Source organism: Caballeronia sp. LZ001 (assembly GCF_031450875.1).
GTDB lineage: Bacteria > Pseudomonadota > Gammaproteobacteria > Burkholderiales > Burkholderiaceae > Caballeronia.
In genome coordinates this window covers 493,411-515,782 of the sequence record NZ_JARTVX010000005.1, presented here as the reverse complement: position 1 = coordinate 515,782, position 22,372 = coordinate 493,411, and the positions used below count along the sequence as shown (strand labels likewise).

Genomic DNA, 22,372 nt, shown 5'->3' with positions numbered 1-22,372 from the left:
TGAAGGTGCGGAGCGGACTTGCCGCTCCTTGAGGCCGTCGTTATGCGACCGGTAACATCGCACCGTATGCCAGTTCGGGCAGGCCTTTGACGCCGGGATTCAGCGCGAAGACGCAGCCGTCGTCTTCGGTGGCGTTCGCACCGGGGCGAATCGACGTTACGTAGAGCGTCGAGAGGTCGCTGCCGCCGAACGCGCACATCGACGGCTTGCTGGCCGGCAATGCGATTTCACGGTCGAGTTCGCCTCGCGGCGTGAAGCGCAAAAGGCGGCCGGCGTCGTTGGCACAAGTCCAGTAACAGCCGTCGGCGTCCACGGCCGCGCCGTCGGGACGGCCCGCATAGTCATGCAGATCGGCGAAGACGCGGCGGTTACGCGGTGTGCCCGTGTCGGGATCGAAATCGAATGCCCATATCACGCGCTTGGTTGGATGCGAATCCGACAGATACATCGTGCGGCCATCCGGCGACCAGGCGAGACCATTCTGGGTGACGAGGCCATCGACGATAGGCTCCGACAGCACGCCGTCCGTATCGAACCGGAACAGCGCGCCAGCCGGACTTGCGAGCGACATGTCCTGCACCATCGTGCCGGCCCAGAAGCGGCCCTGACGGTCGCAGCGGCCGTCGTTGAAGCGCATGCCCGGCGCGGGAAAACTCGGTGCGGCCAGCTTCGATGGTCGAATGTCTTTTGTCGACTGCATGCCGAATGCAAACAGGCCGCTCTCCATGCCCGCCACGACAGTGCCCGACGGATCGAATGCAAAACACGCGATCTGCTCGGGCAACGTCCACTCGCTGCGCTCGCCGCTCGCGACGACGAGACGCACGAACTTGCGCGCTGGAATATCCACCCAGTAAAGCGCGCCCTCTTCCGCGCGCCACACCGGGCACTCGCCGACCGCCGCGTGTCCCGCCGCTTCGAGGCGCTCCACGCTCGCCATTACTTGCGCTCCAGCGGTTCGCCGAGGACGTATGGACCGCCTTGAAAGCGTTGCGCGGGGTCGTCGCGGTCGGCTGTCGGCGCGGTTGTGGGGAAGAGTCCGTTGAACTGTTCCGAACTGTCTTGCGGACGGAAGCCCAGAAACGCCGCGCCCGAGTTGTCCCACCACTTCACCGGATTGTTGGATGCGCCGTACACCACCGCATGGCCGACGCGGTTGGCGAAGAGCGAGCAACGCACGAGCTCGATGAAGTCGCGGTAGCTCAGATAAGTCACCAGCATGCGCGGATTCTTCGGCTCCTCGAACGACGAGCCAATGCGCAAGTTGACCGTCTCGATGCCGAAGCGATCGAAGTAGTAGCGCGACAGCGACTCGCCGAAACACTTGGTCACGCCATAGAGACTGTCCGGGCGATGCGGCGAATCCGTGTCGAGCACCTCGGTGACCGGATGAAAACCGATCGCATGATTCGAACTCGCGAACACGACGCGCTTCACGCCATGCCGGCGCGCCGCTTCGTAGATGTTGTAAGTGCCGCGAATGTTCGCTTCGATCAGATCGTCGAAGGGCGCGTCGATGGAGATGCCGCCGAGATGCACGATCGCATCGACGCCTTCCACCATGCGCATTACCGCGTCGCGGTCCGCGAGATCGACCGCGCTGACTTCCTCGTGGGAGGCTGCGTCATCGAGCGGTGCGATGTCCGAAACGCGCACGACATCGGCCCACTGCGCAAGCGCGGGCCGCAACTGGCGCCCGAGATTGCCGGCCCCGCCGGTCAGAAGCAGACGCTTGAACGGTTTGCCCGTTGCGGATGGCTGGTTCATCGAAACTCCTTGAGATACGTGAGATAAATTGAAAGCTCTATGGAAGAAAACGTTTTCGGCTTTATAGTGATGCCGATACGGCCACAGCGAAGGCGCCCCTCATCGATTTTATCGATGCGACGTTTCCCGAACCGACGTCAAAATCCGTTAACATTGGAAAAAGCCAAAGTAAACGTTACCCTCCGAATGAAGAAAACTTCTACAACCATTCGCGATGTCGCCGCCGCAGCGGGCGTCTCGGTCGCGACGGTGTCCAAATACATCAACGGCGCGCAGCGCTTTTCGGCACCGGTCGAGGCCAAGCTCAAGGCGGCGATCGAAACGCTTGGCTATCGTTCGAACCCGCTTGCGCGCTCGATGATCACCGGCCGCACGCGCACTATCGGCCTCACGATTCTCGACATCAGCAATCCGCACTTCACCAACGTCGTGAAAGGCGCGAACCGCATTGCGCTCCGGCACGACTACACGCTCTTGCTCGTCGATATCGACGAAACCCAGGCCCGCGAACGTCCGCTGATCGAAGCCCTCGCGCAACGCGTGGACGGTCTGATCGTCAGTTCGCGGCTACCCGACGAAGAAGCACACTGGATGCTCGATCTCGGCAAGCCCGTCGTGCTTCTGCGCAACGCGGAAGCGCTGCCGATTCCAAGCGTCGGTATCGACAACCGCCTCGCCGCCCATATGCTCGCGCGGCACCTGCTCAACCTCGGGCACCGGCGCATTGCATACCTCGGCTTCGGCCAGGCGCGCATCAACGACGAGCGGATTCGCGGCGTGCGCGAGTGTCTCGAAGACGTGGGCCTCGAACTCGATGTCCACGACGCCCACGCGCCCACTTCGCTTGCCGGCGAACACGCCTGCTCGCGCGTGATGCTCGGCCCGAGGCGTCCCCAGGCGGTCATCTGCTACAACGACCTGATCGCGCTCGGCTTCATGAAGGAAGCCGCAACCCTCGGCATTCGCGTGCCGGAGGACGTCTCCGTCACCGGCATCGACAACGTGCCGTACGGCGCTTACGCCGCGCCCGGACTCACCACCGTCGATATCCAGAGCGAGAAGATGGGCGAACTCGCAATGCAGAAGCTCATCGATTCCCTCGCCGGTCATCCTGACCCGGGTAATTCCATGTTCGAGCCGCGCCTGATCGTGCGTGAATCGACGGCTGCGGTGACTGCTACTGCATGATGTATTCATAACGCAATATGCCGCCGGCATCTTTCGAGTGTCGGCGGCATTTTGCATGCGATCAGGATTCCAGCTTGGCCGGCGTCATTTTCGGCGTGAGCACGTGCATGATGGCGAACGCGATCAGGTAAGCCGATGCGCCGATGGCGAACAGCGCCCAATATTGACCGGTGCGTTGGAGCACTTGGCCGATCACTTCCGAGAACAGCACGCCGCCGATCGAGCCGGCCATGCCGCCGATACCGACCACTGCACCGACCGCGCGCTTCGGGAACAGGTCCGACGCCGTGGTGAACAGGTTTGCCGACCAGCCCTGGTGCGCCGCTGCAGCGAGACCGACGATAGCGACCGCGACCCACAGATTCTGCGCCAGCGAAACGAATGCAATCGGCAAAACACAACATGCACAGATGAACATGGCCGTCTTGCGCGCCGCGTTCACGCTCCAGCCCGCGCGCATCAGCGCCGATGAAATCCAGCCGCCGCCGATACTGCCCACCGTGGTGATCGCGTAGATCACGACGAGCGGCAGACCGATATGCTGCATGTCCATGCCGCGCGATTCGTTGAGCCACTTCGGCAGCCAGAACAGGTAGAACCACCACACTGGATCGGTCAGGAACTTGCCGATCAGAAACGCCCAGGTTTCACGCTTCTTGATGAGCACCTTGAAGCCGGGAGCGCCTGCGTGAGCGTTGGCAGCATCGGCGATTTCGGTGTCGTCGCGTTCGATATCGTCGTCATGCGCGCTCGCGTCCGGTTGGCGATACATCACGAACCACACCACGAGCCACACGAGACCGATCGCACCGATCATCACGAACGCCGCGCGCCAGCCGAAAGCAACGGCGAGCGCCGGGATGATCGCCGGTGCGAACACCGCACCGATGTTCGCGCCGGAATTAAAAATACCAGTAGCGAGCGCGCGTTCGCGACGCGGGAACCATTCGGCCGTCGTCTTGATGGCCGCCGGAAAGTTGCCGCCTTCGCCGATACCGAGCAGCGCGCGCACCATGGCAAAGCCCATGACCGAGCCGACCGCCGCGTGCAGCATGGCGGCGATGCTCCAGACGAACATGGCGAGGCCGTAGGAGATGCGCGTACCGAGCCAGTCGACGATACGCCCGAAGCACAACAGTCCGATTGCATAGAACGCCGAGAATGCGATCACGATGCGCCCGTACTGAACCTGCGTCCAGCCGATGTCATGCTGCAGAACCGGTGCGAGCAGACCGAGAATCTGCCGGTCCATGTAGTTGATGACGGTGGCGAAGAAGAGCAGCGCACACACGGTCCAGCGATAACGGCTGGCTGCGCGCACGACGCCTACGACGGCTGTTTGCATGAATGTCTCCGTACGCGGCGGCGCTCGTCGTGCCGCGTGACTTGTTGCATTGACGGCGACGAGCGCCGTGGGCTTCGGCTTATCGCGTGACTAGAACGCGCTTGTCGGCCAGGTCTTGGAAAACGTTTTTTGAAGGATAATGGCTTCAGTGCGTGTTGCCTATCCCTGTACTTTCCCTAATGCCGCCAGAGCCGCTCCCCATAAGGCCCCGCCGCTAAACGAAATGTAGTTGAAAGATTGAGTTAATCGTTTTCTGCGTTGTTTCCAACAAAGCTTGGCTCCCACGCCGGTTGAATCTGGTGTTTTGCATTCAACCATGCGGCATCTTGTGTTTTGCATGCCAAACGCGCCGCGAAACGCTAAAGGCTGGTGGCTTCGCTGCCGATAACCGTCACTTACGTCTTTCACATCGCCCAGTGCTCCCCATGCTTCGTATTCGTCTAGCCCGCTTGAACGTCGGCACCAAATTCGCCGCGCTGGCGTGTTCTCTCGCGGCCGTCGTCGTCGCCACCCTCACACTTGTCGTCACCCGCTCGGCCGGCGAGCAAGTCGATGCGCACGCGCTCGCACGCGTCGAAAGTGAGAATCGCTCGATCGCATCGATGATCGGCCTCTACAACACGGCCGTGAGCGCCGAAGTCTCGCGCTTCATGACGATGTTCTCGAATCGCCTGCCTGCTGCCTTCTCACTCGACGAATCGCATACGGTCGACATCGGCGGCGTTGCGACGCCTGCGATCAACGCGGGCGACAAGCCACTCAATGGCGACTTCGCCATTCCCGATGCGTTTCTCGCGGAAAGCGGCGCAATCGCGACCGTTTTTGCGCGCACCGGCGACGACTTCGTGCGTGTGACGACCTCGCTCAAGAAGCAGGACGGCACGCGCGCCATCGGCACGCTGCTGGATCGCAAGGGACCGGCTTATGCACCGATTCTCGCGGGCAAGTCGTACATAGGCGTGGCGGCGCTGTTCGGCAAGCAGTACATCACCGAATACAAGCCCGTGACGGATACATCGGGCCGCGTCGTCGGTGCGCTGTTCGTGGGCGTCGATGTTTCCGCGGAAATCGCGGCGTTGCAGGACAACATCCGCAAGCTCACGATCGGTGCGACCGGCTATCACTTCGTCGTCGACGCTTCGAATGGTGCGAACCGCGGCAAGCTTCTGGTGCATCCGGACGCGCAAGGCGAGATGGCCGATGAACGCGTTGCGCCGTTCAAGGCGATGCTCGACAAACAGGAAGGCCAGCTCGATTTCGAAGGCGCCAAAATTGTGGGCGCGGATGCGCGCGTGCATGGCGGCGCGAAGGAAATCGTCTTTATGACCGTGCCGCAATGGAACTGGATGATCGGTGGCATTGCATATCGCGATGAACTGCTCGCCGATGTGCACGCAAGTCGCAACCGCTTCTTGCTGATCGGCCTCGTGGTGATCGCGGCGCTAGTCGGCGTGTTGCTCTATGCCGTGGCGAAGCTCGTCAGCCGGCCGCTCGACGACGTCACGCATGCCTCGGAACGTATCGCCGCTGGCGATCTGACCGTTCGTATCGATACTACGCGCGAAGACGATATCGGCCGCCTGATGCGCGCCATCGACGGCGTTGCGCGCGGACTGGCGGGCATCGTCGCACAGGTTCGCAGCGCATCGTCCGACATGAGCGATGGCACCGCTCGCATCGCATCCGGCAGCACGGATATCGCATCGCGCATCGCGACGCAGGCTGCAAGCGTCGAGGAAACGGCCGCGAGCATGGAACAGATCACCTCGACCGTGCAGCAGAACGCGGCAAATACGGCGCAGGCGGGCACGCTGGTCGCGTCGGCATCCGAAGCTGCACGTGCGGGCGGCGAAGCCGTGGGCCGCGTGGTTTCGACGATGGGCGAGATCGATGCATCGTCACGACGTATCGCCGATATCACGGCGACCATCGAAGGCATCGCGTTTCAGACGAATATCCTTGCGCTCAATGCTGCCGTCGAAGCGGCGCGCGCGGGTGAGCATGGCAGAGGCTTCGCCGTGGTGGCATCGGAAGTGCGCGCGCTTGCGCAACGCAGTGCGGGCGCGGTGAAGGAAATCGAAGTGTTGATCAGCGAATCGGCGGGCAAGGTATCGCACGGCTACAGAATCGCCGAGGAAGCCAGCAGCACGATGAACGGCATCGTCGAACAGGTGACGCGCGTGAACGCTATCGTTGATGAGATCGGCGTGGCATCGCGGGAACAGGCGAGCGGCATCGAGCAGGTAAACATGGCCGTTATGCAGATTGGCGAAGCCACACAGCAGAATGCGGCGCTCGTCAGCGAAGCGGAACACTCGACCGTCGAGTTGCGCGATCAGGCCGAGCGCCTTGCACGCGTGGTCAGCATGTTCCGCATTTGAGGCATCGGCGCTTCAGATCTCCACGAAGATGCGTCCGTCCTGCACTTTCGCGGGGTATGTCTGCAAGTTGATGCACACGGGCGCACCGAGCGCGCGGCCGTCGCGGATATCGAATTGCCCGTTGTGCTTCGGGCATTCGATCACATGGTCGAACAAGAAGCCCTCGCTCAGATGAACCTGTTCGTGCGTGCAGAGGCCGTCGCTTGCAAACACCTCGTCGTTCACTCGATAGATCGCGAACGTGCGGCCATCGTGATCGAAGCGTTTGACGTCTTCATCGTCGATGTCGTCCAACGCGGCGGCGTCGATCCATTGCGTCATGGGGCATGTCTCCTTTTTATACTCAGCTTTGCGTGGCGATGGGCACCGGCCTCTCGACGTGATACGACGGGTCCCGCGTCTGCCGCATGAGCGCCGGGATGATCTCGGCATAAGCCGCGATGGAACTCGTGTAAGGCGGCGGCATGTCGTGCTTGACGGCATCGTGCAGATCCGGCAGCGCGTGATACGGCACCATCGGGAACATGTGATGTTCGACGTGATAGTTCATGTTCAGATAAAGAAAACGAAACACGGGATTCATCATCACGGTGCGGCAATTCTTGCGATGGTCGAGCACGTTCTCCGGCATGCCTGCGTGTTGTGTGAGCCCGAAGTACAGATAAAGCCATGCGCCGTAAAGACTCGGCAAGCCGATATAAAGCAGCGGCAACACACTGCGAAACGCAATGCATGTCACGATCACTGCTGCATAGATCGCGAGCCAGATGCGCGCCTCGCGCACGACCTTCGGCCATTCCGTCTCAGGCACGAAGGTCTTTTCTTCTTCACCGATATTGCCGAACGCAGACGCCACGACCTTGGGCAATTCGTTCGCCACGTGCTTCAGCGCGAAGACGTTCAGCACCAGCGCAAGCCAGTCCGTCGGCAATTGCACACCGATTTCGGGATCGCGGCCCACTACCAAGGTATCGGTGTGATGGCGCGCATGACTCCAGCGCCATACGGTCGGTCGCCGAAACACCTGAAAGGACGCCACTTGATAAAGCGCCTTGTTCATCCACGCGGTCTTGAATGCGGTGCCGTGTCCGCTCTCATGCCAGCGCGAATCGGCGGGGCCGCAGTAAAGCGTCCCGTAGAGCAGAAACGCGGGGATGGCCCACAGCGAATGCGCCTGCCATGCGAACCAGGCAAGGACGCCGCTCGCGACGATGGCTGCGTACCAAAGAACGGTGTCGCGAATGGCTCTTGCATCACTGCGTTGCGTGAGTTGCTTGAGCACGGGGCGCGGCAAAGGGCATCTATACCAGGTGCCATTGGCAAGGCCCGCGGCTTTCGCCTCTTCGCCTGCCCCGCCTATCAGCCGATAGCGCCGCCGCTGCGTCTCCTCCGATTCCATCATGTCACCTCATCCGATGATTGGAATACATCATTTATTTTTATTTAAGTCGATGATATGAGCGAGCCCGGGCGAGCGCAAGGAACGTATGAATTTGCTATCTTTAAGCATCATTGCGTGCCCTCGCAAATCCATCATTTCCATCAAAATGACCAAGCGTCCCACGCTTCAGTCGGTGGCGGAAGCCGCTGGCGTCAGTTCGGCCACGGTGGATCGCGTGTTCAACGGACGCCTGACCGTGCGCGAAGGCACCGCGTTGCGCGTGATAGAAGCGGCAGAGCGCATCGGCTATCACGGTGCTCAACTGATGCGCGAACGCATGCGCGCTCAACTCGGAGCCATCGATGCCCCGCGCACGCTCGGCTTCTGTCTGCAGAAACGCGCCGACCCGTTTTATCAGGCGTTCGCGCGCATTCTGACGGAGACGGTCACGCGTCACGAACCCGAACGTTGCAAGGCAGTGATCGCGTATATGGACGAACTCGATCCCGCGTCCATCGCGCGTACGTTGCTGTCGCTTGGAGAAGAAGCGGATGCGCTCGGCGTCGTGGCGGTCGATCATCCGCATGTGACCGCGGCCATCGAAACCTTGCATGCAGCGGGCAAGCCAACGGTCACGCTATTGTCCGACCTGAGCGCGCCATTGCGTGCAGGTTATATCGGCGTGGACCCACGCAAGAGCGGCCGCACTGCGGCGTGGGCCGTGAGCAGGCTCACGCATCGCAAGGCAGGTACGGTTGGCGTATTCGTCGGCACGCCCCGCTATATGGGACAAGAAAGCTGCGAAATCAGTTTTCGCTCTTATTTGCGTGAACATGCACCCGGGCTGCGAGTGCTCGACACGCAAATCAATCTCGAAGACAAGCAACTGGCCTATGAAGCGACGCTTGCCATGCTTGCGCGGCATGACGATCTCGCTGGTCTTTACATTCCTGGCGGCGGCGTGGGTGGCGTGATACGCGCACTGCGCGAGGAAGCAATAGGACGACACATCGTCACCGTTTGCTCCGATCTCATGCCCGACCGTCACGACGCGCTCGTGGACGGCATCATCGATCTGGTCATCGATACGCCATTGCAACAGATCGCTCAGACCGCAGTGCTTGCCATGCTTCGCGCGTTGAATACCTTGCCTGGAGAGACAGCGCAAGCAAGCCAATATCCACTTCCGGCGCAACTTTTTACGTCCGAGAACGTCTGACCGTCCTTGCATGGCATTCGCCTTGCTGAAGAGGTCATGCTTAGTGACCTTCTCAGAGCGTTCGCCAAGCGCCGAATCTTTCAATCTGCTTGAGGTTACTTAAACAAGCGGTATCGCATGGGCGCATACGCGTTTCATAGACGCATCAACTTATATTTTGATGTGCTTAAGCGCACGGAGCGCAGCAATATGAAGGACAAACATCGATGAGATTGCAAACGAATGAGATGACTAGCGCTAAAGCGCCTGAACAAAACCGACAGGTAATCGCTGCAGCTTCTTTGAAGAATGCATCGCAAGTCTGTTGGAGTCGCTGCGTCGACTAACCGACATGTCATTGTCATTACATTGTTTTTTTGACCCGGTAATATGCAGCAGAACCCGGTCCGAAACTTGGGCCTTCCTCTCTGCCCAAGCCGACAATCACAGCTTGCGGGAACCTGCTTCAATCAATCTGATCTACTGCGATTGCTCTTCGCATCGCGCACAGCAAGCCGAAGCCAATGAGCCTCGGCAGTCCGGCCAAACAGGCGTGCAAATCGACACGCCGGCCGCCAGAAGGAGACCGCGTAATCAGGCCAGCGCATTGGCATGCACTGGCACGCCCCTGAGCCCCTTCATCCGACGGAGCATCCGATATGCCGTTTGAAAGTGACTCTTTGCGAGACACAGAACCGCTACTGACCATCGTGGTCGCGGCGTACAACATCGAGGGATACATCGAGGAAGCACTCGAGTCCCTACTGTCGCAACCCCATATCGACGCCATGCGCATCATCGTGGTGGACGACGGTTCTCGCGACGAGACCTATGCGGCCGCGGAAGCGATCGTGGAGCGCGATGGCGGCCGTCATATTCAGCTCATCAAGCAGCGCAATGGCGGTCTGAGCGCGGCACGCAATACCGGGCTTGCGGCAGTGCGAACACCCTACGTCGGCTTCCTTGACGGCGACGACATCTATCTCGAGAATTTTTCGAGCAGCGTTATTCCCGCGCTCAAGGAACGCGTGTGGGACCTCGTCGAATACAACGTGAAGATCATCGACGACGACGGCCGCCATATCGACGGCATCGATCTCGTCATGCATCACGCAAGCGGCGGTCACGCGATGAACCGCGCCGCGCTTCAGCACTTCGCGGACGGCTTCCATACCTTCGTCTGGGCGCGTATCTATCGCACGGACATGTTCAACGGCACGCAGTTCCCAGTGGGCCGGCACTACGAAGACATGGCGGTCGTGCCGTCCATGTACCTTCGCGCAAGCAGTATCTATCGCATTGCAGACCCGTTGATCGGTTATCGCCGACGTTTTGGCAGCATCACGCAGAAAGCGACGCTCACCGACATGAAGGACCTCCGCACGAACGGGCTCGAAGCGCTCGCGCGTTGCGACGGCGGCGAGATGGACGATTACTGGCTCACGATCTTCGACAAGGCGTTTCATCGCGCATGTCATGTGTGCGCGCGGGTGGATCGGGGACAATTCAAGGCGGCATCGGAAACACTGGCGGCAATGGCGGTGGATCATCGCAGAACTCGCGCCAAGCTCTCGGAACGCAACGGTCGCGAAGTCGTCGCACTCAAGCCGTTCGATTTCAACGTGCGCGCCGATCGCTCGATCTACTTCATCAAGGGCCTGCTGAAGAAGATGCTGCGCCGCAGTCTCGACCATCATCAGCGCGAGCGCCGGCATAGTCCGACGAATCAGTTTAGCGGCTAGAAACACGCGCCCAGGCCCGCCCGCGAAGCGCTTTGCGTTTCGCGGTAAACTGTTTGCATGGAAAAATGTCCTTACTGCGAGCGAATTCGCGATGAGTGGGACTGCCATGGACAGACCTGTCGCACGTTCATCGCGCGTGCCCTGCGCCGCCAGCGCCTGGGTCTGCCCATGGTGCCCAAGGTCATTCGCAACGAGATTCCGGCCGGCGCGAGCACGGGCGAGGTCATCACGCAGCTGTCGAAGCAGCGACTGCGTGCACGCCGCGCCAACGAAGCGCGACGCGAACGCAAGGCCGCAGACGATCTCGACGCAGGCGCTTGAATCTCAGGCGTTTGCAGGCGGGTCCATCGACGAAGAGCCTTCATGCCGCCATTGACGCCGCGATTGCCGCATCTTCGCTATCGCCATGCGCGCCACCTTGAGCCAGCCATACGGACGTGGATCGGCAACCATGCTAAGCGCACGCGCATAGTCGAGCGTGAGGCCAGGTGTCCAGGCCATCGTCACTGCACGCTTTCGGATCTGCGCGGCCACCCATAGTTCAGGCGTCACCAGCATACGAAACAGCGCGCCCCAGCCCGCCCGCGCGCCATAGAGCCGCCCAGCCGCCCCTTCGAGCGCCGCCTCCAGTGCGCGCGAGACGCTGCTCGAACAATTGCGATGCGTGAGGTTGTACGTCGTGTCCTCGCGATACGTGCTCCAGAAGCGCGCTAGCCGCGTTGGATCGTAATTGCGAATGCGCACTCGCGTGGTCGAAGGACACCATGTCTTCGACTCGATCGGGTAGCTCGGCTGAAACACGCCTGGCACGTCGTTATCGCTCGTGGCACGCAAGAGGCGCGCAAAGTCATCGGGCGAGCGGTCTATCTCGACTGCCGGATAAAGGCTCACATATACGCCCTCAGGCGATTCGAGCGCGGCATGTCCCGTCGATATCACGCCATTGCGATCCACCGCCGCAATGTACCGGTCGACGATCAGATACCGTTGCACCTCGCCCTTCGATGTACCCACGGGCGTCCACACATGCACGGTCAATGCGGGCTCGTTGTCCGCGGGCGGCCCGTCCCATTCGCTTGCCGGCAAGACGACTGGCGTACCGTCTTTCGTATCACTCGCTGCGCTCGCGGCCTCGGCGCTTGCATCGCCCCAGACTGCCGGATTGCTGTTCAGCTTGCGTACGCGCGACGCGATCATCACGAGATTCCAACCTGCGAACATGAAGAGCACGCCCACGCAATACACCACGGTGCTCTTGTAATGCGTCGGGTACGGTTGAATGACGAAGACCGCCAGCAATATCTCGAAGATCGCAAAACCAAGCGCCACGCGCCAACGTCGATATCGCACGACAACAGCGGATGCGGCTTGCAAGAGGCCATCCGAGAGAAAGGCCGCGCCAATGAACAACGAAAGAATGAAGTTGGCGTGATGACGCGGCCCCTGAAGCACCAGCACGGCCGCAAGGACGAACACGATACCCTTCGAATAGCGCAACCTGCGTTGCCCGCCGACGCCGGCCCATGCAACCGCAAGCGTCAGCGCGCCTTCGATCAACAACAGCCAGCCAACGAGTGGAATCGGAAAGCCGAGCGAACCGTCGAGTGCATCGATGAATATGCCCAAGCCAACGACCAGCAGCAGCCATCCTGTCACCATCAGACTGCGCCAGCGTCCGCGCAAATAGTCCACGCCCAGCAGGATCATCATTAACTTGACCATGGATTTGCCTTTCGTGTCGTTGCATGAGCGCAGAGAAGCCTCGCGCATTCATGTTAGTGCAGTGCGGGCCTTAAATGAAATCGCTCTGTCCGCTTCGTTAAGTACGACCATTCGATTCGGCATGCACGATGTGCCATACTGCCAACGCCCTTTCCACGTAGCGAGGCTGCCATGTTCGACCAATGTCAGTGGATCAACGAGCCCGCGCAATGGCGCATTGAAGACGGCACGCTGTTCGTCACCACGGACGCCAGCACGGACTTCTGGCGCAAGACGCACTACGGTTTCATCCGCGATAACGGCCATGTTTTCGCCGCGAGTGCGAACGGTGACTTCAGCGCCGAAGTCACCGTCGATGGCGATTTCTCCGCGCTCTACGACCAAGCGGGCCTGATGGTGCGCGAGAGCGCCGAGCGCTGGGTCAAGGCAGGCGCGGAGTACAACGACGGCGCGCTGACCTTCAGCACCGTGCTGACCAATGATTTCTCCGACTGGTCGCTTGGTTCGCCCGCCAGCGGCAACCGCTTCAGGCTGCGCATGACCGTCGCCGATGGCGTGCTCAAGATGCAGTGCAGCGCGGACGAGCGTCATTGGACCCTCATGCGTATCGCGCCCTTCGCGTCGACTACCGCGTCGCCGCACTGGCTCGTCGGACCCATGTGTTGCACGCCCGAACGCGGCGGCCTCACCGTGAGCTTCTCCGACTTCAAGATCGGGCCGCCTATCGTAAAGGACCTGCACGATACCTCTCTGTAGCGCGGTAGCGTGCTCCGTACAAGTACTCACTTGCCCCGTTTGCGAACGCTTTCTAGAATTCTGAAACGTTTCAAAAAAAAAGACGGCAAAAGCACTCGTGGACTCACGTAAAAAGACTGCCAGCACCTTGAAGGATGTCGCCAGTGCGGCGGGCGTCTCGCTTGGCACGGCGTCGAAAGTGCTGGCAGGCGCCGAAGGCGTAAGCGAACTGCGACGGCAGCAAGTATGGGAAGCCGCGCGAGCGCTGGGTTATCGGCGCAACAGTCTTGCGGCGGAATTGCGCAGCAATCGTTCGACGTCCATCGGCTTCGTCGTGCCGGATCTCACGAACTCGTTCTTTATCGAACTGCTATGCGTGGTGGAAGATCATGCGCTGGCAAGCGGTTATCGGCTGCTGCTCGCGCATGCGCAGGAAGACCCCGAGCGCGAGGCCGAGCGCATACGTTTCGTGTTGTCGCGTCAGGTGGCGGGCATGATCATCATTCCGTGTCATGGCTATGCACATGCCATCGACGAATTGCGCGAATGCGACGTGCCGCTCGTGATGGCGGACCGCGTGGACAACAGCTTTCCGGCGAACACGGTGACGACGGACAGCCGCCGCGCCGCGAGCGATGGCACGGAACATCTCATCGCGCTCGGGCATCGGCGCATTACATTCATCGTCAATGCGCTCGATCTCGTGAATAGCCGCGAACGCGCGGACGGCTATCTCGACGCCATGAAACGCGCCGGTCTTACGCGACATGCGCGCGTGGTGGTATGCGGCATGACGGATACGGAAAGCCACGCGGCGACGCTCGGGCTTTTGTCTGCAAGCGAACGCCCCACCGCGCTTTTTACCGGTGCGAACGTGGCCACGCTTGGCGCACTGCGTGCCATACGCGATGCCGAATTGCGCCTGCCTGGAGAGGTTTCCTTGCTCTCTTTCGACGACGCCCCGTGGATGTCGGTGCTTCATCCGCGTATCAGTTCGATACATCAGCCGGTAGAAGCCGTGGGGCGTGCGATCTGGCAGTTGCTCCACAAGCAGTTGCAAGGTGAAACCGGCGAGCATGTGCATCTGCGCATGAAGGCCGATCTGCTCGTGCGTGAAAGCACGGCGCCTCCGATGAAAGCCATCGATCAAGCTGCTCGAAAGCGAACGCGCAAATCCGCCACGCTATAACGTTTTATTCGCCAATGCAGGGCCCGCAACCATAAGACGAAGGAGAGAGACAAAATGGACAGCAAACGACGCATCGTTACCGCAAGTCTTCTCGCTATACCGCTTGCCGGCGCAGTGGGAACGTTCTCCGCACTCTTCACGCAAACCGCATTCGCGCAGCAGAAGAAGTACCGTTTCGGCTTTTCTCAGGTCACGACCGTCGAGCCGTGGCGCGTGCAGTTCAACAAGGACATGCGAGCCGAAGCGGCAAAGCATCCGGAAGTCGAACTCATCATTGCCGACGCGGGGGACCGTACCGATAAGCAAAACGCCGACATGGAGAACTTCATCGCGCAGAAGATGGACGCGATCTTCATTTCGCCGAAGGAGTCCGCGGGGCTGACGGGCGTCGTCGAAAAAGCCTTCAAGGCGGGCATTCCCGTGTTCGTGCTGGACCGCGAAGTGAACGGCGATCAATACACGGAGTTCATCGGTGGTGACAACGTACAGATCGGTCAGGAAGCGGGCAACTTCATCGTCAAGGTGATGGGCGGGTCTGGCAAGGCGCAAGGCAATCTCGTCGAGATATGGGGCGGCTTCGGTGCGCAGCCCGCGCACGATCGTCACGATGGCGCGGATAAGGCCATCGCGCCGGAGAAAGGCATCAAGCGCGTGGGCGAACGCGTGGATTGCGACTGGAAGCAGGACAAGGCGTACGACTACATGAAGACCGTGTTGCGCGTGCAGCCGAAGATCGACGTGGTCTATGCGCATAACGACCCGATGGCCTACGGCGCATATCTCGCCGCGAAGGATGCGGGACGCGAGAAGAACATCAAGTTCGTGGGTATCGACGGCTTGCCGCAAGAAGGCGCGACGTGGGTCGAACAAGGCCTGCTCGCGGGCACCTTCATGTATCCGACGCCAGGCGCGGAAGGCATCCGTCAATCGCTCAAGGTGCTGAAAGGCGAGAAGGTGGAAAAGAAGCTTACGTTGCCGACGCAAGGCATCTTCAAGGACAACGCGAAGCAATATATCGCCACTCACTGAGTTCGATCGATGGCCACCGTAGCCACGCCGCTCATCGAAGCCGAAGGCCTGTCGATATCCTTTAACGGCAGCGCCGCGCTGTCGGGCGTCGACTTCGATGTCGCGGCGGGCGAGATACACGCGCTCGTCGGCGAAAACGGCGCGGGCAAGTCGAGCTTGATGAAGATCCTGGGCGGCCTCTATACGCCGGACGCGGGCAGCATCCGCGTGCGCGGCGAAGCAACGCGTCTTGCCAGCGTGAACGATGCGGCGCTCGCGGGCGTCGCCATCATTCATCAGGAATTGAATCTGGTCGACACCTTGTCGGCGGTCGACAACATCTTTCTTGGCAAGGAACTGCGTACACGTTTCGGCTTTCCGGATCGGCGCGCGATGCACGCGGCGGCAACTAAGGTCCTCGCGCAACTTGGCTTTCGTGTGCCGCCGAGTGCGCTCGTGGGCACGCTGCGCGTAGGCGAGAAGCAACTCGTCGAGATTGCGAAGGCTTTGCTTGCCGATGCTCGCGTGCTCATCATGGACGAGCCCACGTCCGCGCTATCCGATACCGAGACGCAGGCGCTGCTCACCCTCACACGCGATCTGCGCGAGCGCGGCATGGGTATCGTGCTGATCAGCCATCGGCTTGGCGAAGTATTCGCGGTGGCGGATCGAGTGACCGTATTGCGCGATGGCCGGCGCATCGCGACCTTGCAGATGCCACAGGTCGAATCGTCGGCGGCGCTGGTCTCGATGATGATCGGCAAGGACTTCGCGCCGCCCGAGCGCAGCGAAGCCGAAGCGCCGCGTGAGCGCGCGTGCGCCCTCGATGTGTGCAACCTGACGCTCTGGAATGCGGCTCGTGCGCTCGTGGCAGACGCGTCGTTCGCGGTGCAGGAAGGCGAGGTGTTCGGCATCTCGGGGCTGCTCGGCGCGGGCAAGACCGAGATACTGGAAGCGATCTTTGGTGTGTCGCCGTATCGTCGCGATGGAGAGATACGCGCAGCCGGTCATGCGCATGCATTCTATTCACCCGATCGCGCGGTCGCGGCGGGGCTGGCCTTCGTCACCGAAGACCGCAAGAAAGACGGCCTCGTGCTCGATCAGTCGCTCGAGGCGAACCTGCTATTGCCTTCGCTTTCGCGCGCGCCGGGCTTTCCGTTTTATCGACGCGGCAAGCTACATGCATGGGCCGATGCGCAAGCGCACGCTTCGAACGTCAAGCATCGCAGTCTCGCGCAGGATGCGAGCACCTTGTCGGGCGGCAATCAGCAGAAGCTCATCATCGGTAAATGGCTGATGACGAAGCCGCGTCTTCTTTTGCTCGATGAACCGACGCGCGGCGTCGATGTAGCGGCGAAGGCCGAGATCTATCGCCAGATTCTCGCTGCCGCGCGCGAAGGCGTCACGGTGATCGTGGCGAGTTCGGAGATCGACGAACTCATGCTGCTTAGCGACCGCATTCTCGTCATGTGCGAAGGACGCGCTCGCGGAATTTTGCCGCGCGAGCAATTTTCAGTCGATGCACTCGTCAGAATGGCGTCGCCCTGACGGCATTTTGAATGCCGAATGCTGGGATGCCGAATGCAAAACGCAACATGCAAAACGGAGAAGGACACCATGCTGCACGCCCGGGACCAACTCGCCGAGCCGGTGACCACCGCGCGCCAGCGGCGCCTGAGCGCATTGCTGACTTACCTCAAATATTACCTCGGTTTGATTGTGTTGCTCGTGGTCGGTGCGTTCACGTCGCCTCACGCGGCCGATGGCAGCAATATCTTTTTGTCCAGCGCGAACATCTCCGACGTGTTTCGCCAGGTGGCGAACGTAGGCGTGATTTCCATCGGCATGACGCTCGTCATCATCACGGCGGGAATCGATCTCTCGGTGGGCGCGATCATGGGTCTCGGCAGCGTGCTCACGGCCATGCTGCTCACCACGGACGCCTGGAATCGCGCGGTGTCGGCATCCATAATTTTGAATGCAATCGCGGTCTTTGCGATCGCGCTCGCCGCGATGAACGTCGTCCGCGGCTTCAGGCGTGCTCGCGGCGCGCCCGCCACGCAGGCACCGCTCACGATGGACCTCGGCATAGCGCTCGTCGTGGCGGCTTTTGCATGCGCCTATATTGCGTTACATGGCGGGCATCGCATGCCGCTTATAGCCGTGCTCTGGATCGTGCCGCTCGCGGGCTTCACGCTCGGCGCGCTCAATGGCTGGATCATCACGCGTGGCCGCATGCAGCCTTTCATCGTCACGCTCGCCGCGATGGTCGGTGTGCTAGGCGCGGCGCGGCTTATCGCCGGGCAGGACACCGCCGTGTATTCGATTTACAGCGGCAGCAATGCCACCACCGATATCGAAGCGCTGCGCGCGCTGCTCTTCGACATCGTTCCCGTGCCCGCGCTGTTTTTTTTGGCGATCGCGCTGGTCGTCGGCTTCGTGATGAATCGCACGATCTTCGGCAAGTATTTGTATGCAATCGGCGGCAACGAGAAGTGCGCCGTCGTCTCCGGCCTGAACGTGGGACGCCACAAGATGGCGGCGTATGCCATCTCGGGCATGCTCTCGGCGCTCGTTGGCGTTTTGTATGCAGCGCAGTATCGACAGGGCAAGGCCGATGCCGGAATGGGCTGGGAACTGGATGCAATCGCCGCCGTTGTGATAGGCGGGACGAGTCTTTCGGGCGGCGTAGGACGCGTCTCGGGCACCGTGGCGGGCGTGCTGATCTTCGGCTTTTTGAGCAACATCCTTCTGCTCAATAGCATCGACAGCAACACGCAGCTTGTGCTGAAGGGCTTGATTATCGTGATCGCGGTATTTTTACAACAGACCGACGTCGGGCGGCGGCGCGGCTGGCTTAAGCGCCTCGTGCGCCGGTCTTGAATACTGCGCTCAGATGTCGAACGCGATACCCCGCGCCCGCAATTGTCGCATGCCGCTCGCCAGATGCGCCCGCGCGCTCTGCGCGTCGCCCGCGCGCATTTGCTCGTAGGCGGCCTGCGCTACCTCATGCGGCACGGGCTTGAGCGGGCGCTGCGTGTTCATCGCACGGAGCTGCACTTCGGCCGCGCGCTCGAGGTAGTAGAGATCGTCCCAGGCCTCGGCGATGCTCGCGCCCGCCACCATCACGCCATGATTCTTGAGGAAGAGTATGTCCGCGTTGCCCATTGCCGCCGCGATACGGTCGCCCTCCGTTGCATCGAGCGCGAGGCCGTTGTAGTGCTCATCCACGGCCGTGCGGCCGTAGAACTTCAGCGCCGTCTGCCCAAGCCACAGGAGCGGGGGCCCTTCGAGCAGGCAGAGCGCGGTCGCGCTCGGCATATGTGTGTGGAATGCGGCCTTCACGCGCGGCATCAGCCGATGCAGCCTCGCATGAATAAAGAATGCAGTTGCCTCGGGCTGGCCTTCACCTTCGATCACGTTGCCGTCGAAGTCGCAGATCAGCAGATGCGACGCCGTGATCTCGCTAAAGGCATAACCATAGGGATTAACCAGAAAAAGGTCGTCGTGCCCTGGCACTGTCGCGGAAAAATGATTGCATACGCCCTCCTCCAGCCCATGCAGCGCGGCTAAGCGGAAACACGCCGCGAGTTCGCAGCGAGCTTCGGCGATAGCGGGTGCATCGAGCCGATGCGCAGACGCTAAAGCGGCTGTACCGGTGACAAGCGTATGAGCCATTGCGTGTGGTCTTCTGTCTGAACGTTTTCTGCCTATAAAAACGGCAGTTCCTTAAGCAACATCGGCAAATTGATCCGTATTCGAAGGGCGATCAGGAAAAATCGCCCGTTATGACGCGCGTATGACCATAACCTTAGCAAAAACGCGTATTGGAAAAAAACTCTTTGGCGTGGTAAAAATCTATGCCGCTCGAAATTAAGGGCGCATTTTCAACGTAACTTGTCTCAATAGGGTTTGGACAAATGGCAACAGGTACTGTTAAGTGGTTCAACGATGCAAAGGGTTTTGGTTTCATCACGCCGGATGACGGCGGCGAAGACCTGTTTGCACATTTCTCCGAAATCCAGTCAAAGGGTTTCAAGTCGCTCCAGGAGAACCAGAAGGTGAGCTTCGAAGTCAAGCAAGGCCCTAAGGGCAAGCAAGCTTCGACGATCCAGCCGCTGTAGTAGCTGCTGATCTCGCCTTAGCGCAGGAACGGCCCTTCGGGGCCGTTTTTCATTGGAAACGCCACAAAATCTTAGGCGCGTCGCCGTCAGTTTTCTTAATAACTCAGTAGAATCAGCGCCAGCCGACGCGAGCCTTCGAAGTTCGCCTCATCTGCCCAAAAAACCATCCTCGTACTTGCGTGAACTCGCGAAGCAATCGACAAATCGGCCGCGTATCGACGCGGTACACAACAAATGCATTGCTCGCGCTGCTGTGGTTTTTGACCGCAAGCGCCTACGCCGAAGGCTATGTGCCAAACGCTCGCGCCGCGCGCTTCGTCAATGCAATCGTCATGAACGACTTCCATACCGCGCAGGCAGGCGGCGGATATGTGTTTTCTTACGACAAGCAGGACACGGAAGCCACGCTCGAAGCAAAGCTCGACCGATGGCTGTCGGGCGCCGATCCCAATGCCATCGGCATGGAACCGGCCGAGAAACAGACGCTCTTCAGCTTCTATTGGGCCGCAAGCATGATGCCCGCGAACGGTGCCTGCTTCACCGACATGGCAAACCCCGCCTGCGGCACGGATTTGTCGAAGTGGATGGCGCGCGAACTCGGCGACGATCCGCGCTTCGTGCGCGCTTATGAAGCCGCGAAGAAACCGCTCGGCCTGCCGCCGCTTCAAACCGGCGGGCATTGAGCGGCTTTGACGGCGCTGATCGCAAAGCGTGCACGCGCGCATCACCCGCCCACGCGATTTTTGCCGCCACGCTGGCCAGCACCGAAAGCGCACCCAGGGTTTCGAGCAAGGCATCGATCATGGCGGCTCAGGCCCGATGCGCCAACATCGGGCCGTACGTTCGTATAAAGAATGCGATCGTGATGCCAGCGCTCACCAGCATCGTACCGGCGCGAATCACAGCGGGCGGCGCGCGGCGTCCCACTTGCGCGCCGCCGTATCCACCTGCAATGGCAGCGACGAGCATCGCGATCGTTTCCGGCCAACGCACCGCTTGTGCCGCCGCGAAGGTCAGCACCGCGACCGAATTCGCCGCGCTCACGAGCAAAGTGCGTGGCGCGTTGAGGCTTTTGAGGTCGCGCGAGTCGAAAAGGCCCCACACAGCCATCATCATGATCCCCACTGCGCCGCCAAAGTAGCCGCCATAGACGCCAAGCACGAATTGAATCGACAACACCGCACCCGCGCCGATACGAAACCGCTGCCGCAATACCTCACCGAATTTGCGGCCGAATGCCAGCGCAAGGCTCGCGCACAACAAGAGCCACGGCAGGACAAACGAAAAGGTTTTGGAAGAGGTACAGAGCAAGAGCGCCGCGCCCGCCAAGCCGCCGATAAGCGTCACGACGAGCATCTTGCGGATCGCGACCGAGCCGACTGGCGCGAGGCCATCACGATAGGCCCACGCGCTCACCAGGCCGCCTGGAAACAGCGCGACCGTGGACGACGCATTCGCCTGAACCGGTGGCAAGCCCGCGGCGATCAGGGCGGGCAAACTGACGAACGATCCGCCACCGGCAAGCGCGTTCATCGCTCCCGCCAGAAAGCCCGCACCAATGACGATGAGAAGAGGTTCCATCGCCCGATGCTAGCGTTGCGTGAGCGCGCATACAATCTGGCTTTTCCAATGAGAGACTTCGGCTCAACCGAAGCGACCGGAGACAAACATGCGCTTCGACCTGACCGACATGCGGCTTTTTCTGACCGTGATCGAGCGTGGCAGCATTACGGCGGGCGCGCAGGCCATGCATCTCGCGCTGGCATCGGCGAGTGAGCGCATCGCGGGCATGGAGTCCGCGCTCGGCGCGTCACTCTTCGAACGCAATCGACGCGGCGTGCAGACCACTGCCGCAGGCGATGCCTTCGCGCGCCATGCACGGATGATCCTTGCTCAAGTCGAGCAGATGCGCGGCGAGTTGCGCACTTATGCAACAGGTCTCAAAGGACGCATCAGGTTGCTGTCGAATACCGCTGCGCTCGCGGCGTTTCTGCCGCCGCAGCTTGCGCACTTCCTTGCGGCTTATCCCGATCTATCCATCGATCTCGATGAACGGCCTAGCGCCGACATCGTGCAAGCCATAGCGGAAGGACGTGCGGATTTAGGCATCGTCGCGGACTTCACGGACCTCGGCAATCTGCAGACGCATCTCGTGGCGGAAGATCAGCTTGTGGTGATGATGAACCGTGCGCATCGCATGGCGAATGAGCACGCAGTGGCCTTTGCGGAGATTGTCGGCGATGCATTTGTCGGTCTTGCCGATGCCGCGCTCGAAATGCATCTTGCCGAACGCGCGTCGCGGCTCGGACGCCAGCTTGAATACCGCATTCATATGCGCAGTATCGACAACGTGGCGACGCTAGTGGAAGCGGGCATTGGCTTGGCGATTCTGTCGCAAGCATCCGCAGAGCTCGTTCGAAGGCCGGGTCTTGCCGTCGTGCCGCTTTCCGAACCGTGGGCAACGCGGCGCCTGCATCTGTGCGCACGCGCCTTCGATGCGCTCACGCCGCACGCGTCACTTCTCGCGCAGCAACTGATGTTGCATACGTAATGCATCATGCTGGGCGCAATCCTTGCGCATGCTAGCAGTAG

Annotated in this window: 21 protein-coding genes; 13 read left to right on the top strand and 8 right to left on the bottom strand. The window is 60.8% G+C overall.

Annotation, left to right across the window (positions count from 1 at the left end; translation table 11 throughout):
* Nucleotides 1–40: 40 nt before the first annotated feature.
* Nucleotides 41–940 carry an SMP-30/gluconolactonase/LRE family protein gene (locus tag P9292_RS38845; RefSeq protein WP_309964887.1) on the bottom strand — a complete coding sequence of 300 codons (900 nt, stop codon included), beginning with the start codon at nt 938–940 and terminating at the stop codon, nt 41–43.
* Nucleotides 940–1,767 carry an NAD(P)-dependent oxidoreductase gene (locus tag P9292_RS38840; RefSeq protein WP_244831341.1) on the bottom strand — a complete coding sequence of 276 codons (828 nt, stop codon included), beginning with the start codon at nt 1,765–1,767 and terminating at the stop codon, nt 940–942. The genes P9292_RS38845 and P9292_RS38840 overlap by 1 nt, the downstream gene beginning before the upstream one ends.
* A gap of 186 nt (nt 1,768–1,953) precedes the next feature.
* Between P9292_RS38840 and P9292_RS38835 the strand changes: the two genes are divergently transcribed.
* A complete protein-coding gene (locus P9292_RS38835; protein ID WP_309847794.1) occupies nt 1,954–2,955 on the top strand; it encodes a LacI family DNA-binding transcriptional regulator in 1,002 nt (333 codons plus the stop codon).
* Nucleotides 2,956–3,016: 61 nt separating this feature from the next.
* Here the strand turns inward: P9292_RS38835 and P9292_RS38830 are convergent, their stop codons facing one another.
* The gene (locus P9292_RS38830; RefSeq protein ID WP_244831339.1) at nt 3,017–4,300 is read right to left on the bottom strand and encodes an MFS transporter; all 1,284 of its coding nucleotides are present in this window, start codon (nt 4,298–4,300) and stop codon (nt 3,017–3,019) included.
* Between the two features lie 425 nt (nt 4,301–4,725).
* Here P9292_RS38830 and P9292_RS38825 point away from each other — a divergent pair, with 425 nt between their 5' ends.
* The gene (locus tag P9292_RS38825; RefSeq protein ID WP_309964885.1) at nt 4,726–6,681 is read left to right on the top strand and encodes a Cache 3/Cache 2 fusion domain-containing protein; all 1,956 of its coding nucleotides are present in this window, start codon (nt 4,726–4,728) and stop codon (nt 6,679–6,681) included.
* 12 nt (nt 6,682–6,693) lie between these two features.
* Here P9292_RS38825 and P9292_RS38820 read toward each other — a convergent pair whose 3' ends face one another.
* Together P9292_RS38820 and P9292_RS38815 are read right to left on the bottom strand one after the other, a co-directional pair.
* Nucleotides 6,694–7,002 carry a non-heme iron oxygenase ferredoxin subunit gene (locus tag P9292_RS38820; protein WP_244831337.1) on the bottom strand — a complete coding sequence of 103 codons (309 nt, stop codon included), beginning with the start codon at nt 7,000–7,002 and terminating at the stop codon, nt 6,694–6,696.
* Nucleotides 7,003–7,024: 22 nt separating this feature from the next.
* Entirely contained in the window at nt 7,025–8,083 is a 1,059-nt protein-coding gene (locus P9292_RS38815; RefSeq protein WP_409015514.1) for a fatty acid desaturase family protein, read from the bottom strand.
* 145 nt (nt 8,084–8,228) lie between these two features.
* Between P9292_RS38815 and P9292_RS38810 the strand changes: the two genes are divergently transcribed.
* From P9292_RS38810 to P9292_RS38800, 3 genes are all read left to right on the top strand, one after another.
* Complete coding sequence (locus P9292_RS38810) at nt 8,229–9,281, top strand: LacI family DNA-binding transcriptional regulator (protein WP_309964883.1); 1,053 nt, start codon at nt 8,229–8,231, stop codon at nt 9,279–9,281.
* Nucleotides 9,282–9,919: 638 nt separating this feature from the next.
* Nucleotides 9,920–11,002, top strand: coding sequence for a glycosyltransferase family 2 protein (locus tag P9292_RS38805; RefSeq protein ID WP_244831334.1), 1,083 nt, complete (start codon nt 9,920–9,922; stop codon nt 11,000–11,002).
* Nucleotides 11,003–11,059: 57 nt separating this feature from the next.
* Entirely contained in the window at nt 11,060–11,323 is a 264-nt protein-coding gene (locus P9292_RS38800; RefSeq protein ID WP_309964881.1) for a hypothetical protein, read from the top strand.
* A gap of 3 nt (nt 11,324–11,326) precedes the next feature.
* Here P9292_RS38800 and P9292_RS38795 read toward each other — a convergent pair whose 3' ends face one another.
* Nucleotides 11,327–12,724: a DUF308 domain-containing protein gene (locus tag P9292_RS38795; RefSeq protein WP_309964879.1), complete on the bottom strand. Its 1,398-nt coding sequence runs from the start codon at nt 12,722–12,724 to the stop codon at nt 11,327–11,329.
* A gap of 171 nt (nt 12,725–12,895) precedes the next feature.
* On the opposite strand from P9292_RS38795, the gene P9292_RS38790 reads away from it, so the two are divergent.
* The 5 genes from P9292_RS38790 (at nt 12,896) to P9292_RS38770 (ending at nt 18,539) form a co-directional block, all read left to right on the top strand.
* Complete coding sequence (locus P9292_RS38790; RefSeq protein WP_250510563.1) at nt 12,896–13,480, top strand: DUF1349 domain-containing protein; 585 nt, start codon at nt 12,896–12,898, stop codon at nt 13,478–13,480.
* Nucleotides 13,481–13,577: 97 nt separating this feature from the next.
* Nucleotides 13,578–14,648 (top strand): LacI family DNA-binding transcriptional regulator, encoded by a 1,071-nt coding sequence (locus P9292_RS38785; protein ID WP_244831330.1) that lies wholly within the window; start codon nt 13,578–13,580, stop codon nt 14,646–14,648.
* A 54-nt stretch (nt 14,649–14,702) separates the two neighbouring features.
* Nucleotides 14,703–15,677, top strand: a complete 975-nt coding sequence (locus P9292_RS38780; RefSeq protein WP_250467991.1) for a substrate-binding domain-containing protein — start codon at nt 14,703–14,705, stop codon at nt 15,675–15,677.
* Nucleotides 15,678–15,686: 9 nt separating this feature from the next.
* Nucleotides 15,687–17,204: a sugar ABC transporter ATP-binding protein gene (locus P9292_RS38775; protein WP_309964876.1), complete on the top strand. Its 1,518-nt coding sequence runs from the start codon at nt 15,687–15,689 to the stop codon at nt 17,202–17,204.
* A gap of 69 nt (nt 17,205–17,273) precedes the next feature.
* Nucleotides 17,274–18,539 (top strand): ABC transporter permease, encoded by a 1,266-nt coding sequence (locus tag P9292_RS38770; protein ID WP_250494032.1) that lies wholly within the window; start codon nt 17,274–17,276, stop codon nt 18,537–18,539.
* 9 nt (nt 18,540–18,548) lie between these two features.
* On the opposite strand, the gene P9292_RS38765 is transcribed toward P9292_RS38770, so the two are convergent.
* On the bottom strand, nt 18,549–19,334 hold the full coding sequence (locus tag P9292_RS38765; protein WP_250494031.1) for an aldolase: 786 nt from the start codon (nt 19,332–19,334) through the stop codon (nt 18,549–18,551).
* Nucleotides 19,335–19,576: 242 nt separating this feature from the next.
* On the opposite strand from P9292_RS38765, the gene P9292_RS38760 reads away from it, so the two are divergent.
* Together P9292_RS38760 and P9292_RS38755 are read left to right on the top strand one after the other, a co-directional pair.
* Nucleotides 19,577–19,780 carry a cold-shock protein gene (locus P9292_RS38760; protein WP_008347993.1) on the top strand — a complete coding sequence of 68 codons (204 nt, stop codon included), beginning with the start codon at nt 19,577–19,579 and terminating at the stop codon, nt 19,778–19,780.
* Nucleotides 19,781–19,959: 179 nt separating this feature from the next.
* Nucleotides 19,960–20,463, top strand: coding sequence for a hypothetical protein (locus tag P9292_RS38755; RefSeq protein WP_244831325.1), 504 nt, complete (start codon nt 19,960–19,962; stop codon nt 20,461–20,463).
* A gap of 127 nt (nt 20,464–20,590) precedes the next feature.
* On the opposite strand, the gene P9292_RS38750 is transcribed toward P9292_RS38755, so the two are convergent.
* On the bottom strand, nt 20,591–21,361 hold the full coding sequence (locus tag P9292_RS38750) for a sulfite exporter TauE/SafE family protein (protein ID WP_309964873.1): 771 nt from the start codon (nt 21,359–21,361) through the stop codon (nt 20,591–20,593).
* An 88-nt stretch (nt 21,362–21,449) separates the two neighbouring features.
* Between P9292_RS38750 and P9292_RS38745 the strand changes: the two genes are divergently transcribed.
* Nucleotides 21,450–22,331 (top strand): LysR substrate-binding domain-containing protein, encoded by an 882-nt coding sequence (locus tag P9292_RS38745; RefSeq protein ID WP_309964871.1) that lies wholly within the window; start codon nt 21,450–21,452, stop codon nt 22,329–22,331.
* Nucleotides 22,332–22,372 lie beyond the last annotated feature (41 nt).

Coding starts and splice junctions, on each gene's coding strand:
- P9292_RS38795 (WP_309964879.1), bottom strand. CDS start 12,724: ATGGTCAAGTTAATGATGATCCTGCTGGGCGTGGACTATTTGCGCGGA.
- P9292_RS38800 (WP_309964881.1), top strand. CDS start 11,060: ATGGAAAAATGTCCTTACTGCGAGCGAATTCGCGATGAGTGGGACTGC.
- P9292_RS38770 (WP_250494032.1), top strand. CDS start 17,274: ATGCTGCACGCCCGGGACCAACTCGCCGAGCCGGTGACCACCGCGCGC.
- P9292_RS38825 (WP_309964885.1), top strand. CDS start 4,726: ATGCTTCGTATTCGTCTAGCCCGCTTGAACGTCGGCACCAAATTCGCC.
- P9292_RS38775 (WP_309964876.1), top strand. CDS start 15,687: ATGGCCACCGTAGCCACGCCGCTCATCGAAGCCGAAGGCCTGTCGATA.
- P9292_RS38745 (WP_309964871.1), top strand. CDS start 21,450: ATGCGCTTCGACCTGACCGACATGCGGCTTTTTCTGACCGTGATCGAG.
- P9292_RS38790 (WP_250510563.1), top strand. CDS start 12,896: ATGTTCGACCAATGTCAGTGGATCAACGAGCCCGCGCAATGGCGCATT.
- P9292_RS38750 (WP_309964873.1), bottom strand. CDS start 21,361: ATGGAACCTCTTCTCATCGTCATTGGTGCGGGCTTTCTGGCGGGAGCG.
- P9292_RS38820 (WP_244831337.1), bottom strand. CDS start 7,002: ATGACGCAATGGATCGACGCCGCCGCGTTGGACGACATCGACGATGAA.
- P9292_RS38810 (WP_309964883.1), top strand. CDS start 8,229: ATGACCAAGCGTCCCACGCTTCAGTCGGTGGCGGAAGCCGCTGGCGTC.
- P9292_RS38845 (WP_309964887.1), bottom strand. CDS start 940: ATGGCGAGCGTGGAGCGCCTCGAAGCGGCGGGACACGCGGCGGTCGGC.
- P9292_RS38830 (WP_244831339.1), bottom strand. CDS start 4,300: ATGCAAACAGCCGTCGTAGGCGTCGTGCGCGCAGCCAGCCGTTATCGC.
- P9292_RS38765 (WP_250494031.1), bottom strand. CDS start 19,334: ATGGCTCATACGCTTGTCACCGGTACAGCCGCTTTAGCGTCTGCGCAT.
- P9292_RS38835 (WP_309847794.1), top strand. CDS start 1,954: ATGAAGAAAACTTCTACAACCATTCGCGATGTCGCCGCCGCAGCGGGC.
- P9292_RS38805 (WP_244831334.1), top strand. CDS start 9,920: ATGCCGTTTGAAAGTGACTCTTTGCGAGACACAGAACCGCTACTGACC.
- P9292_RS38840 (WP_244831341.1), bottom strand. CDS start 1,767: ATGAACCAGCCATCCGCAACGGGCAAACCGTTCAAGCGTCTGCTTCTG.
- P9292_RS38815 (WP_409015514.1), bottom strand. CDS start 8,083: ATGATGGAATCGGAGGAGACGCAGCGGCGGCGCTATCGGCTGATAGGC.
- P9292_RS38780 (WP_250467991.1), top strand. CDS start 14,703: ATGGACAGCAAACGACGCATCGTTACCGCAAGTCTTCTCGCTATACCG.
- P9292_RS38760 (WP_008347993.1), top strand. CDS start 19,577: ATGGCAACAGGTACTGTTAAGTGGTTCAACGATGCAAAGGGTTTTGGT.